General features: G+C 32.6%; 14 protein-coding genes. 8 read left to right on the top strand and 6 right to left on the bottom strand.

Features of this window, described 5'->3' with window-relative positions; genetic code table 11:
* The first annotated feature begins 10 nt into the window (after positions 1-10).
* The 5 genes from RH81_RS16420 to RH81_RS07130 all read left to right on the top strand — a co-directional run bounded on the left by RH81_RS16420 (position 11) and on the right by RH81_RS07130 (position 3,226).
* On the top strand, positions 11-823 hold the full coding sequence (locus RH81_RS16420; protein ID WP_052172459.1) for an META domain-containing protein: 813 nt from the start codon (positions 11-13) through the stop codon (positions 821-823).
* Positions 824-876: 53 nt separating this feature from the next.
* Positions 877-1,299, top strand: a complete 423-nt coding sequence (locus RH81_RS07145; protein WP_033959371.1) for a SufE family protein — start codon at positions 877-879, stop codon at positions 1,297-1,299.
* Between the two features lies 1 nt (position 1,300).
* Positions 1,301-1,624, top strand: a complete 324-nt coding sequence (locus RH81_RS07140) for a DUF59 domain-containing protein (protein WP_033959370.1) — start codon at positions 1,301-1,303, stop codon at positions 1,622-1,624.
* A 12-nt stretch (positions 1,625-1,636) separates the two neighbouring features.
* The gene (locus RH81_RS07135) at positions 1,637-2,143 is read left to right on the top strand and encodes a DUF2480 family protein (RefSeq protein ID WP_033959369.1); all 507 of its coding nucleotides are present in this window, start codon (positions 1,637-1,639) and stop codon (positions 2,141-2,143) included.
* A 147-nt stretch (positions 2,144-2,290) separates the two neighbouring features.
* On the top strand, positions 2,291-3,226 hold the full coding sequence (locus tag RH81_RS07130; RefSeq protein ID WP_052172458.1) for a DUF3078 domain-containing protein: 936 nt from the start codon (positions 2,291-2,293) through the stop codon (positions 3,224-3,226).
* Between the two features lie 69 nt (positions 3,227-3,295).
* Here the strand turns inward: RH81_RS07130 and RH81_RS07125 are convergent, their stop codons facing one another.
* Complete coding sequence (locus tag RH81_RS07125; protein ID WP_033960225.1) at positions 3,296-3,988, bottom strand: hypothetical protein; 693 nt, start codon at positions 3,986-3,988, stop codon at positions 3,296-3,298.
* Between the two features lie 66 nt (positions 3,989-4,054).
* Positions 4,055-4,867 (bottom strand): Rossmann-fold NAD(P)-binding domain-containing protein, encoded by an 813-nt coding sequence (locus tag RH81_RS07120; RefSeq protein ID WP_033959368.1) that lies wholly within the window; start codon positions 4,865-4,867, stop codon positions 4,055-4,057.
* A gap of 108 nt (positions 4,868-4,975) precedes the next feature.
* On the opposite strand from RH81_RS07120, the gene RH81_RS07115 reads away from it, so the two are divergent.
* A complete protein-coding gene (locus tag RH81_RS07115) occupies positions 4,976-5,443 on the top strand; it encodes a CBS domain-containing protein (RefSeq protein WP_033959367.1) in 468 nt (155 codons plus the stop codon).
* A gap of 1 nt (position 5,444) precedes the next feature.
* Here RH81_RS07115 and RH81_RS07110 read toward each other — a convergent pair whose 3' ends face one another.
* The 3 genes from RH81_RS07110 to RH81_RS07100 are packed head-to-tail and all read right to left on the bottom strand — an operon-like array spanning position 5,445 to position 7,195.
* Entirely contained in the window at positions 5,445-6,128 is a 684-nt protein-coding gene (locus RH81_RS07110) for a GIDE domain-containing protein (RefSeq protein ID WP_033959366.1), read from the bottom strand.
* Positions 6,129-6,179: 51 nt separating this feature from the next.
* Entirely contained in the window at positions 6,180-6,530 is a 351-nt protein-coding gene (locus RH81_RS07105) for a hypothetical protein (RefSeq protein WP_033959365.1), read from the bottom strand.
* Between the two features lie 20 nt (positions 6,531-6,550).
* On the bottom strand, positions 6,551-7,195 hold the full coding sequence (locus RH81_RS07100; RefSeq protein WP_033959364.1) for a fused MFS/spermidine synthase: 645 nt from the start codon (positions 7,193-7,195) through the stop codon (positions 6,551-6,553).
* A gap of 158 nt (positions 7,196-7,353) precedes the next feature.
* Between RH81_RS07100 and RH81_RS07095 the strand changes: the two genes are divergently transcribed.
* Entirely contained in the window at positions 7,354-7,686 is a 333-nt protein-coding gene (locus RH81_RS07095; protein ID WP_033959363.1) for a single-stranded DNA-binding protein, read from the top strand.
* Between the two features lie 45 nt (positions 7,687-7,731).
* On the opposite strand, the gene pbpC is transcribed toward RH81_RS07095, so the two are convergent.
* Entirely contained in the window at positions 7,732-10,083 is a 2,352-nt protein-coding gene (gene pbpC, locus RH81_RS07090) for a penicillin-binding protein 1C (RefSeq protein WP_033959362.1), read from the bottom strand.
* Positions 10,084-10,172: 89 nt separating this feature from the next.
* On the opposite strand from pbpC, the gene RH81_RS16415 reads away from it, so the two are divergent.
* A partial coding sequence (locus RH81_RS16415; protein WP_479551605.1) for an autotransporter outer membrane beta-barrel domain-containing protein occupies positions 10,173-13,229 on the top strand: 3,057 nt, incomplete at its 3' end.

Genomic DNA, 13,229 nt, shown 5'->3' with positions numbered 1-13,229 from the left:
TTTAAGAGCCATGAAACATTTAGCAATTTTAATAAGCATGATTATATTAAAGTCTTGTGGAAGCTCGCAAGATGTCGCAAGCGCAGCCAATACAACAGATATGATTACTAACGAAACAATTTCAGGTACATACGTGTTAGAGCAATTGGATACAACAAATGTTACTGATGAACTCACATTAGAATTTGATTCTAAAACAAATAAGGTATCGGGTTTTGCTGGTTGTAACCGTTTTTTTGGGACCTATACAACAGATGGAAATACAATTTCTTTATCTGAATTAGGAGCTACGAGAATGATGTGTGAAGATGAAGCGAATAAGATTGAACTAAAAATGTTTCAAACTTTAGCGAAGGTAAATGCATATGAATTAACAAATGGAAAATTAAGTCTAAAAAACGATGAAGACATCTTGATCACAGCTAATGAGAAAATGATGTCTAAATCTAGACAAGGCGAGACAATTAATATCACATATAGAGCATCGACTAGAGGTTTTTTTGAAGCGATTTGGATTGAAGGGAGTGTCCTTAAATATACTAATGATAGAAATTTAATAGACATTGAAAGACGTCATTTATCTGACGAACAACTTTCTGAGCTTATGGCTCTTTATAATGATCTAGATGTGGAGTCAATTCCTTCATTAGAGCCGCCATCAAAAACGTTTCAACATGATGCAGCAGCAATGGGAGTGCTTAAAATAAATGTAGGTGAAACCATTTATACATCAAATGGTTTTGATCATGGCAATCCGCCAAAACCGATTGCTTTATTTGTTGACAAAGTGTTATCTATTAAGGAAACAATGACTAAACAATAGAGATATTGTATTTTTGTAATACACTTATCTTAATGCTTAATTAAAGAAAAACAATGACTATTACAGAGATAAAAAATGATATCATTGAAGAGTTTGCAATGTTTGATGATTGGGAAGAGCGTTACCAATATATGATTGATCTTGGTAAAACTTTACCGCTTATTGATGGGCAATATAAAACAGAAGACAACATCATAAAAGGCTGTCAAAGTAAAGTTTGGGTACATGCTGATATGAAGAATGATAAAATAGTGTTTACGGCTGATAGTGATGCGATTATTACTAAAGGTATCATTGCTATTTTAATTAGAGTTTTTTCTAATCAACATCCAAAAGATATTATTGAGTCAGATACTGATTTTATCGATCAAATAGGATTAAAAGAACATCTATCACCTACCAGAGCAAACGGTTTAGTGAGTATGATAAAGAAATTAAAGATGTATGCTGTTGCATACCAAACACAATTGAATTAATATGGAAACTACTATAGATACAAATGCATTAGGAGAGAAAATTGTAAGAGTTATAAAAACTATTTTCGATCCAGAAATACCAGTAGATATTTACGAATTAGGTCTAATTTACGACGTATTTGTAAATGAAGATTACGAAGTTAAAATTTTAATGACGTTAACGACGCCTAACTGTCCAGTTGCAGAAACTCTTCCATTAGAAGTTGAAGAAAAAGTAAAATCGTTAAACGATGTAAAATCGGCTGAGGTTGAAATTACTTTTGATCCGCCTTGGAGTCAAGATTTAATGAGTGAAGAAGCAAAACTTGAACTTGGAATGCTTTAAGATAATTTCAAAATGGCAGACGAAATTATAAATAGAGTTGCGCAAAGTAAACTTGTGGTTATTGATTTAGAAGATTTTTATCCTCAAGGAAAGCGCGTACTATTTGATATTAAAGATTGGCTTTATGAAGGGCTTGTGCTTCGCGAAAAAGACTTTAGAAAGCATGTTGCAGATCATGATTGGTCACAATATGAAAACCAATATGTAGCTCTTATTTGTTCTACTGATGCCATTGTTCCTGCTTGGGCATATATGCTCATGACTATAGAACTATCCTCTTTTTCCAAAAAGGCCATTATAGGTGATTTAAACACCTTAGAGACATCTATTTATCAAAACATTATTAATGATTTAGATCTTGACTCTTATCAAGACAAACCAATTATTATTAAAGGCTGTTCTAACAAACCAGTACCAGATAATGCATATATTTTACTTACCGAAGCATTAAAACCGGTTGCTAAATCTATTATGTATGGTGAAGCGTGTTCTTCTGTTCCACTATTTAAAAGAAAATAATACTATAAAAAATGTGACTTTTGTATAATTTTATTGTCTTAATTTATACGATATAAAAAATCAACATGTTTAACAAATGTTACTAAAGATTAAACACTTATATTTGTAAACGGATAATAATTTTTATTTATTAAATTTTAAGACATTATGAACAAAAAATCACTTTTAGCAGCATTCTTTATGTTTGCAATTACTTTTAGTTTTTCGCAAACTAAAGAAGAATTAGAAACTCAAAAATCTGAAAAACAAGCTATGGCAGATGCAGCTCAAGCAGAAGCAGATGCATTACAGTCCCAAATAGATGCTTTACCTGGATGGAAAATAGGTGCATTTGGAACTATAGGTGGGAATTTATCAAATTTTAATAATTGGTATTCTCAAGGAACTCCTAATAATTCTTCAGGAAGTATTGGTATTACAGTTAATGGTTATGCTAATTTAATTGAAGAAAAACATTTTTGGAGAAATTCTTTAACAGCAAATTTAAACTGGGTAAAATTAGATGATAAAGACACAGATTTTGATGATGATGATTTCAATCCAACTACAGACGTTTTTAGTATTTCATCACTTTATGGAAGAAACATAACTAAAAAACTGGCTGTTTCTACATTAATGGAATATAGAACAACACTTTTAGATAACTTTAATGATCCTGGATATTTAGATGTTGGTGTTGGTTTCACATGGTTACCAATTCAAGACTTAATTGTAGTGGTTCATCCTTTAAACTACAACTTTGTTTTTGCTGATAATGACAATGTATTTGAATCATCTTTAGGTGCTAAAATTGTTGCAGATTATACAAGACAAATTGGAGCAGTAAACTTTAAATCTAATTTATCTGCTTTCCAAAGTTATAAGAGTGGAGACTTATCCAACTGGACATGGACAAACTCTTTCGGTTATACCCTTTGGAAAATGATTGGTGTTGGTTTTGACTTTGGTTTAAGAAGTAATAAACAAGAAGCACTTAATTATGGTTTAGCGACATTTGATGGTATGGGAGATACTCCAGACTTTGATAATGTTGATAATGACTTACAAACATATTGGACTATTGGTTTGAGCTATAAGTTCTAATCAAATACTACCAAATAAAAAAGCCTTTTGTAATTCACAAAAGGCTTTTTTATTATATATAATAACTTGTTATTCTTTCTTAGGTGCTTTCATTGCTTGTAAAGCATCTTTACTTATTTGAGCTAAATTAAAGTTTGCATCCATTACAAGAGCTTCATCTAATAAACCAATTGCTTGATCTAAATTATCGATTTTATTCATGTTAAATAAAACTATAGCTTTTAAATAAGTTAATGCTCCTTTCATAGATACATCATAAGGTTGCTGCGTTTCATAAAAGGCTTTCTTCATCTCATCTTTTACATTAGCTAACCCATAATCCACGCTAGCTTTTGCTCCCGCTAAATCTTGTGTTTGTGTTTTTAGATCGGCAATTTCATAAGCTAAATATGAATTTGGCTCTTTTTGAAATAACACTTCGTAAAAAATAACAGCACGTTGAGGCTGGTTTAAAGCTTTTAATGCAAGTGCTTTTACTTCTGTACTGATATTAGAATCTGTAGCATTATTATCAATACCAATGGTGTTTAAAGCCTCTAGGTTTCTACCTTCTGAAACATAAATATATGCTAGAGTGTCTAATCGTTGTTGACTAGGCTGTAATACATTAAGATGTGTCATAGCATTTATCACGCCTTGAACATCGCCTTGGTTTTTCATTTGTTTGTAATACCCTTCAAAGTGCTTTAAAAGCTCCGTTTTTGTTTGCGCTGTCATGCTCATTGAAGCCATTATAACAACTAGGCAAAGAATTTTTTTCATAATCATAATTATTTTGTGTGTCAAAACTAAAAAAATAAACAAAACAGAATCTTAAAAAGATGCTAATTATTGTAGTTTAATTTCAAACGAGTAATCCAAAACACGTGCCAGCTTTGTTGAATCTATGATTTTACCCTTACTTTTTAAGGTATTATCAAATATTGGTAATGGTAAATTTTGGGCTTTACAAACCATAGTATAATACTTTTGCTTAGTAGGATGATCCGTTGAAGACGCGTTAAATGTGTCATTCCAAGCGTTTTCTTCTATAATTTTTTCAATGATTGCTACACAATCATTTAGATGAATCAGGTTTATTGGTGCTTCAGGGTCTTTTATATTTTGTCTTCCTGATAGGAATTTTGCAGGATGTCTATCCACTCCAAATAATCCTGAAAAACGAAGTACTGTTGTTTTAAAATTTACGTTATTCTGAAATAATTCTTCAACAGCAACTATTTGTTGAGCAACATTTGATGTTTTTGATGTTTGACTAGTTTCAGAAATTACAGGACACAATTCATGATCATCATATACCGAAGTCGAACTTACAAACAAGACATTTTTAATAGAAGATGCTTCTACGTAAGGTAAAATATGTTGCATTTGCTTTACATAATTTGCTTCAGGGTTTTTTCTTAATCCAGGTGGAATATTAAGTACTAAGGTTTCACAATCTGAGAGGCAATCTTCAATGTCTCCAGTAATACCTTCCGAAGATAATTGTACTAAAAAGCCTTTAATTTCATGTGAGTTTAAAATACTTATTTTTTCAAAAGAGGTGGTAGATCCTTTTACAAAGAAGTCTTTTTTTATCATAGATTTTGCAAGTGGTAAACCCAACCAACCACAACCTATTACGCAAATCTTTTGTTTCAAAATTTTATTTTTAAGTGCTTCGAAATGTACAAATTATTAGCTTGATTTTTGCTTTAGCATAATTCACTTATTTTCAGTAACTTTAAATTCAACACAAAAAAATTGGTTATGGGCATTAAAAGTTTTCAAGGGGCAAGAAAGCTGCAACAGAATACAATAGAAGTTGCATCATTAAAAGTAAGTGATTATATGTCACGTGAGATAATCACGTTTAGACCTGAGCAAAAGGTTGAAGAAGTGATACAAACGCTAATTAAATACAAGATTTCTGGTGGTCCTGTAGTTAATAATAATAATGAACTGGTTGGTGTCATTTCTGAAGGTGATTGTTTAAAACAAATAAGTGAAAGTCGATACTATAACATGCCAATGGAACAACATACTGTTGAAAATAGAATGGTAAAGCACGTAGAGACTATTGATGGTAACATGAATATATTTGATGCTGCTAATAAATTTTTAGAATCTAAAATACGTCGTTTCCCTATTGTTGAAAATGGGAAGTTAGTTGGACAAATTAGCCAAAAGGATGTTCTCAAAGCTGCTATAGAGATGAAAGGACAAAACTGGAAATAATTTAGCGTCTTTTATGACGTATTTCGGGCAAGTCAGTAATAATAATCTTTTGTTTATCTACACTTTCTAAGGTTGCAATTTTTGAATATGGATATTCAGGCATTGGTTCGCTTAGTGTTTTCCATTTAGCTATTCCAGCAACAGTAATTTCTTCTCCAATTTCGATAACACCTTCTTTATATCGTAGACGTTTATTAAAACCAAATAGTGTAGTATGATCGATATGATAGTGTTGTAAAAGAGCTATAAATTTTTGAGTCGGATTATTGAATGTGCCAGAATTTTGATCTTGATCTTTTACTAAATAGCATTTGTAGTTTTTCGGGTTTTCTTCTGGAGAAACAATCACAAAATCATTTTTAGTTTGAATAAAGAATTCTTGAGAACGTTCTTCATCAACAATTGTTTTCCAATGTGAACTCTTTCCCGTATTTACTTTTTGTTGAATAACAATTTGATAAAACACACATTTCCGTTTTGAATATGGAGCAATTAAAGGTTCTTTTACGTGTAGTGCTTTCCCGCTTACTTTTGACAGTTGATTCGTTTTTAAACTCGAAGCAGGTTTGTGTGGTATTTTTGAAAGTGTTCTAATAATCACATTTTTTCTGCTGAAATAATAGGTGCAGAAAATAATAATTCCGACAACGCTAAAGACACAGGCAATAATGATTGGTTCACTCATTTAGTTTGATGTTATACTTTATAAGTATTGAATTGTCACAAATAGTTACAACTAACTCTCTCGTTTCACCAACGCGTAGTAATCTCCTTCAAGCGGTAAATAGCCTTGGTCATAAACAAAATAGTACACGGTTCCTGCTTTAGTGGTGTAAATGCTGGTGAAGTAATTGAAATCAAATCCTTTTTCAATTAACTTGGCTCTAGAGACCTTCGTTTTTTGATTTGGATTTAAAACTTCAAGAATTCGGTAGTTTTTACGTAACCAATTATTAGTGTTTCTAATTAGGTTTTTGTTGTCTTTATTTATGGTGTTGTTATAAGAATTACGGCAGGCATCACTACAGAATTTTTTATCAATTCTGCCAACGATTTTATCGCCACATTCTGGACATTGTTTTTCCATAATTTATGAGTTTATTTTGGTTATAATGATTGCGAAATAATTACAGTATTTGTGTCATTTACTTTATTGTATACATCAACTTTATAGACCTTAGTTTTTAAAAATTCGATAACAGATTTTAATTTATTACTCTTTTTATCTTCTAATGACGCGTTAAATAAAATCACACCATTTGTAGATTTTGACTTCACCACATCTTCCCAAAATGACAGTTCTAAAAATTGCTGAGGCACTTTAATATCAATAAATAAATCAATTATGATAAGGTCAAATTTACTCGTGTTATCTTTTATGAATTTAAGCGCATCTTCACAAATAATAGTAGTATTTGAATTGCTTTCAAGTTGGTATTCTGTTTTAGCTATATCTATAATTACAGGATCGATATCTATTGCTGTAATCTGTTTTTGATAGTTAAAATCTTGTCGAAGCGTTTCAATCACACTTCCTCCACCAAGTCCTAAAAGCAAAATAGAGTTCATGTTTTTTAATTCAATTTTCTCTAGCCCAAACTTTAAAATGGCTTGTAATGATCCATAAGAATAGTTTGCGTTTTTGGTGTTTAGGTGTTTTTTCCCATTGTGCCAAGTGATTTCTAAAGTGTCACTGTACTTAGATGTCACTTTTCGTGTCATAGGATATAAATAGCTGAGATACTTGATCATAGTTGGCAAAGATAGCGAATTATTATCCGTTTACAAACGACAACAAATAATTACAAACGAATTTAAACACGTAACAACCGACTAAAGTCTGCAGGCTGTTTCATATTTGCAATGTTGAATCGAACTAATGACATTCAATATAATTAAAATCTTATCTTATGAATACGTTAAGAAACAAAGTACAATTGATCGGTAACTTAGGAAACGATCCAGAAATCATTACTCTTGAATCAGGAAAAATATTAGCTAAATTCTCAATAGCAACTAATGAAAGCTATAAAAATGCACAAGGCGAAAAAGTAACAGATACACAATGGCACAATGTGGTAGCTTGGGGGAAAACTGCAGAGATTGTAGAAAAGTTTATTACCAAGGGAAAAGAGATCGCTATCGAAGGTAAGTTGACCACAAGAACTTGGGATGATAAAGAGGGAAACAAACGTTATACTACTGAAGTAGTTTGTAATGAATTACTCATGTTAGGAAAATAAACAGTTGATTTAAAAACAGAAAGGCGCTCAAACGAGTGCCTTTTTTTATTCTGAAATTGAAATTTTTCGCTTTGCTTCATTTCCAAATTCATCGACTACTGTAATAAGATGTTCTCCAGCTTTTGGAATAATAGCCAATTCATGAATGTCTTTAGTTGTGCCAACATAGCGTTCATCTAAATACCAATACACACTAGATTCGGGTTTTGAGTGAGTGATTTTTAAAATCAAATCATTAGTTTCTCCATCGAAATCTTTAGGAAGAAATACCGAATTGTTCCTCTTTGGATATATAAAATCCATAGTAATTTGATTTTCACCCATACAATCTATTCGCAGTTTTGGCAACGGTTTATAAAACGGGTTTTTAGTTTTATAGTAATAGGCTTTTAATGGCGACAATACAAACCAAGGCTTATGCTTAATAGAACTTAATTCTTCACAAGAAGAGTTCACTTGATAAGTTTCATTAGCATCTACATGAGCAAGAATATGATATGGACAAGGTTCTGTTTTTAAACCGCTAATCTGAACAAAAGTATCTTCGGTGTTATCGCAAATCGAAGACGCACGATGTCCACTTTTAGTACATATACTAACCTCTTGCATTTCATCAAATGGTTTTGCAAACCAATCGCTATTTGGCAATATATCAAATACATCAAATAGAATTGGAGCAGCAGTTTGCACGCCAACTAAACCTGGTCGACCTTCGCCATCTGCATTGCCAACCCAAACACCAACTACATAATCTTTAGTTGTACCAATTGCCCAAGCGTCACGAAATCCAAAACTTGTTCCCGTTTTCCATGCGATTTGTTTGGAGTCATCAAAAAACTCCCAGCTTTCATCACCTTCAGGGCGATTCACTTTTTTTAAACTATCGTAAGTCAGATAAATTGAAGCAGCATCAAACAAGGTTTTGTCAGTTGATGTCTTTCCGAAGTCTATATTTTCTGAAGCCATAAAGGTTGGTTCAACAAACTCATTGGAATAATATTCACTTGATGTTTCCGAAAAATGGTTTAATGTTGATGATAAAGCAGCATAGCTTTTACATAAATCCCAAAGATTACTTTCGGCTCCTCCAAGAATGAGCGATAATCCATAATGGTTGGCATTGTATTTTAAGTCTTTAAGTTGTAATTGTTTTAAATATTGATGAAATCGATCCAATCCAAAGTCTTGAAGCATTCTAACGGCAGGAACATTTAATGAACGTGATAAAGCTCTACTTGCAGGAACCACACCATCAAATTCTTTATTGAAATTTTCAGGATTATAACTTCCAAATTGTGAAGGGATATCTGCCACTAAAGTATTTGGCAATAAGTCTCCAGAATCTAACATGGCTGCATATAAAAAAGGTTTTAGAATACTACCTGTACTTCGTGGTTTGTCTATAACGTCAACATCTTTTTGATGAGCCCTATCTGTTGGTGAATTACCAATATATGCTAGAACTTCTCTAGTATGAACATCCAAAACTAAGACAGCAGTATTATGTATTTCGTTTTGTTTCAGAATATTATATTGATTTTTTACAATGTGATTCACACGTTCTTGAAGCTTTGTATCGATAGTTGTTTGAATGATTTCACCTTTATTTTTTTGAGCAACTTTTTGTAATAAATGTGGAGCCAATTGAGGCAAGGCATATGGTTTTTGAGGTAAGCCTTCAGCAATTGACAACTTATAAGTAAGCGTATCTATAATCGTATTTGCTAGAAGTTTTTTAAGTAATCGATTGCGTTTTTGTAATAGACGTTCTTGGTTTTTCCCAGGATATATTAAACTTGGTGCATTTGGTAGCACTGCTAGAGTGGCACTTTCAGCCCAAGAAAGTTGATGTACATCTCTATTAAAGTAACGCCAAGAAGCGGCATCCAAGCCAACAACATTACCTCCAAAAGGCGCATTGCTACTATAGAACGCTAAAATTTCCTCTTTTGAATCGCGAAGTTCTAATCGAGTAGCTAAAATTATTTCTTTAACTTTTTCAAAGTAAGTTCTTGATTGTCCTTTTCGAGAAAGCCGAATAACTTGTTGTGTTAACGTGCTTCCACCACGTTTCACTTCCCCAGAACTAATATTACCTTTTAATGCCTTAAAAATTGAAACGGGATTAAAACCTGGATGTCTGTAAAAGTATTCGTCCTCAAACTGTACAATACAGATTTTAAACTTTTCAGGAACACTATCATTATGAGGAAATCGCCATTGCCCATCAGTAGCAATTTGTGCTCCTAACAATTCATTGTTTTTGGATGTAATAACTGTAGCTGTAGGATCTTTAAATAAGTCCTTTGGTAAACAAAAAAAGTAACAAATAAGTAGCACTCCTAGTACAATTGTTTTCTTTTTATGGATCTTTATTAAGTTGGTTAACCTATACATTAGCTCTACTATAACGTTATAGTAGCTATAACGGTTTGATAATTTGATATTATATAATAATACTCATTATTTTCTCTATATATTTAAACGTGAGAAAGAATAAATTATATCATAATATAATCATAATTTTTTGTGTTTTTTTCTCTTCAGAATCCACATTTGCGCAATTAGATTTTTGCCAAGGAAATTCTGGAGATCCAATTTTTGTTGAAAACTTTGGAACTGGCACTGGATATGGACCTCAATTACCAGCTGGAACATCAACTTATAATTTTGTGGGATTTGATGGTCCACAAGATGGTGAGTATACTATCGGCAGCAATACCTTTGCTTATGGTTGGAATATGCCAAGCGATCACACACCTGGTGACACTAATGGAAAGGCACTAATAGTAAATGCAAGTTTTACTACTGGTGAATTTTATACCACTTCAATTAATGACCTGTGTGAAAATACTACCTATGAGTTTTCGTCTTGGCTTCTTAATATTTTACCTAGTTCTGGTTGCGGAGGTAATGGGATACCCGTAAATGTTAGATTTCAAATTTGGGACATAACAGACACTAATCTGTTAGCTACTGGTGATACAGGCAACATTTTTGGCACAGGAACACCAAATTGGCAGCAATATGGATTGGTTTTTCAAACCTTAACTGGACAAACCTCAGTCATCTTAAAAATGATTAATAATGGAGTCGGAGGATGCGGAAATGATTTAGCTATTGATGATATTGTCTTTAAAAGTTGTGGTGATTTTATTTCGGTAATAGACCCTTCCAATAATACATCTGTTTCTGTGTGCAGTAGCGAAACGCCTTATTCAACAACCTTAACAGCAATTCCAGATAATTCTGTTTTTAATGATCACTTTTACCAATGGCAAGAAAGTCCGGATGAAATTAATTGGACAGATATTGTTGGAGCAACAAATGATAATTTAGTACTTACAGGAGTTACAACTAGCACTTATTATAGAGCTAAAGTTGCTGAGTTTGCAACAAATCTAAGTAACAATGATTGTATCACGTTTTCCACTAATTTTGAAATTTCTATTATTCAATTGCCCAATCCACCAACTTTAGAATGTTGGGAAACAGCTAGTGTTAATTCTGCAACATGTAGCTGGGAAATTACTGGATCACAACCAATAGAACCTACAGGTTTAGAGTGTTGGGAAATCGCAAACTTTGTTAGTTTGACATGTAGTTGGATAATTTCAGGAACTCAGGTTATTCCTATATTTGATGCTGTAGACTCTATATGTGCAGGAGAAAATTTAGCACAGCTACCTACTACATCAAACAACGGTTTTACTGGAAGTTGGAATCCAGCTATAAACAATACAACAACAACTACATATACTTTTACACCAGACGCTGGTCAGTGTGCAGACTTGGTAACACTGACAATTGAAGTAAGTTCAATAGATACTGATGATGATGGTGTTTTTGATTTTTGTGATATAGATGATGACAATGATGGTATTACTGATGCTATTGATTCCCCTTATAAGGGTATTGAAAGTTGGGAAGTAGTGACTTTAGGAACTTCCTTTTATATAAATAGTGTTACCGATGATTCAGGTTTAGCATCATCAGCTTGGCAAACTGCAGTATTAAACTCAGGAATGACACAAATTAATAATGTTGATGATTTTACGGGTAGTGAGCCTAATTTTTCTGGAACAGGTCTAAATATTACAGCCTCAACTACAGGACCTGCTGACCCTATAAATTTGACTACTAATCAAGTTAGTGGTCCAGATAATACTTCAGGAAACGCTATAAACTATGAAATTAATTCTAATGGTTCAATTGTGATTTTTGATATTATATTTGATAACCCAGTACGTGCAGCAGGGTTTGAAATAGTTGATTTTTACGATGCAGATAATAATGCTATTTACACAACATCAATCCTAATTGATGATATAAATATTACTACGTTTTCTAATCCTAGTGCTGGCACTAATATTTCAGATACTGAAACCTTAACTGATGGCTCTAATAGCACTTCACTTATTATTGGGCATATGGTTGAATTATTTTTTGGCTTTGTGTCCGATGTGAATTTTACCAAATTAACGCTTGTTCTAACTAAGACCTCTCCTTCAACTGGTGATTTTGCATCGCTTGATGCTATAAAATATGCATTAGCTACTGATTTACCGGATTCTATATTTCACCACAAAGATTTAGATAGTGACAATGATGGTATTCCTGATAATGTAGAAGCTCAAAGTACCGCTAATTATATTCCTCCAAGTGGAGCACCAAATACTGGCTTTGAAGATTCAAATATGGACGGATTAGATGACCGTTATGACGATACTCAAACAGGAGTTGGATCTAATGTTTCTGCTACCTATACACATACAGGAATAGGCTTAAACCCAGTAAATACAGATAGTTCTGACGAAGTAGATTATTTAGATTTAGATAGTGATAATGATGCTTTGTTAGATGCTAATGAAACTGGTTTTTCACTTTCGGGCGTAACAGGCTCAAACGGATTAGATAACGATTTAACTGTAGAAGTGATAGACAACTATACAGATGTAAATGGTTTAGCATTTGATGGTATAAATTTCTTATTATTGGATACAGACGATGATACTTTAGATAATGGTAGTAATGCTAATCCTCTAACTATTGATTTTGATTACAGAGATTTTTTAGTTGAAACTCCTCTTTTTGATACTGTTACACCGATATGTAGCGGTGATCTTTTGTCGCCATTACCAACTACATCGAACAATGGTATCAACGGAAGTTGGAGCCCTGCTTTAGATAACACGACAACTACTACCTACACTTTTACACCAGATCCAGGACAATCTGCAACTACTGCTACATTAGAAATTATTATTATTGCTAATGCAATACCTGTTTTTGATGTTGTCGATTCTATATGTATTGGTGATACTTTAGGACTATTGCCTACAACATCAAATAATGGTTTTACAGGTAATTGGAGTCCAGCTATTGACAATTCAACTACAACTACTTATACCTTTACACCTAACACAGGACAAGGATGTGTCATTGGAACAACTCTAGAAATTATTGTAAATCCATTACCATTATTAGTATTTCCGACTGATTTAGAGGTTTGTGATGATGGAGTACCTGATGGTTTAACGAGT

The sequence above is a fragment of the Psychroserpens jangbogonensis genome, assembly GCF_000797465.1.
Lineage (GTDB): Bacteria > Bacteroidota > Bacteroidia > Flavobacteriales > Flavobacteriaceae > Psychroserpens > Psychroserpens jangbogonensis.
The sequence above is the reverse complement of the archived record's forward strand: the minus strand, read 5'-3'. Positions and strand labels throughout refer to the sequence as shown.

Bases quoted from the DNA above. Each gene is read 5' to 3' on its own strand.
- RH81_RS16420 (WP_052172459.1), top strand. From the start codon at position 11: ATGAAACATTTAGCAATTTTAATAAGCATGATTATATTAAAGTCTTGT.
- RH81_RS07130 (WP_052172458.1), top strand. From the start codon at position 2,291: ATGAACAAAAAATCACTTTTAGCAGCATTCTTTATGTTTGCAATTACT.
- RH81_RS07125 (WP_033960225.1), bottom strand. From the start codon at position 3,988: ATGAAAAAAATTCTTTGCCTAGTTGTTATAATGGCTTCAATGAGCATG.
- RH81_RS07110 (WP_033959366.1), bottom strand. From the start codon at position 6,128: ATGAGTGAACCAATCATTATTGCCTGTGTCTTTAGCGTTGTCGGAATT.
- RH81_RS07105 (WP_033959365.1), bottom strand. From the start codon at position 6,530: ATGGAAAAACAATGTCCAGAATGTGGCGATAAAATCGTTGGCAGAATT.
- RH81_RS07140 (WP_033959370.1), top strand. From the start codon at position 1,301: ATGGAAACTACTATAGATACAAATGCATTAGGAGAGAAAATTGTAAGA.
- RH81_RS07095 (WP_033959363.1), top strand. From the start codon at position 7,354: ATGAATACGTTAAGAAACAAAGTACAATTGATCGGTAACTTAGGAAAC.
- RH81_RS07100 (WP_033959364.1), bottom strand. From the start codon at position 7,195: ATGATCAAGTATCTCAGCTATTTATATCCTATGACACGAAAAGTGACA.
- pbpC (WP_033959362.1), bottom strand. From the start codon at position 10,083: ATGTATAGGTTAACCAACTTAATAAAGATCCATAAAAAGAAAACAATT.
- RH81_RS07135 (WP_033959369.1), top strand. From the start codon at position 1,637: ATGGCAGACGAAATTATAAATAGAGTTGCGCAAAGTAAACTTGTGGTT.
- RH81_RS07145 (WP_033959371.1), top strand. From the start codon at position 877: ATGACTATTACAGAGATAAAAAATGATATCATTGAAGAGTTTGCAATG.
- RH81_RS07115 (WP_033959367.1), top strand. From the start codon at position 4,976: ATGGGCATTAAAAGTTTTCAAGGGGCAAGAAAGCTGCAACAGAATACA.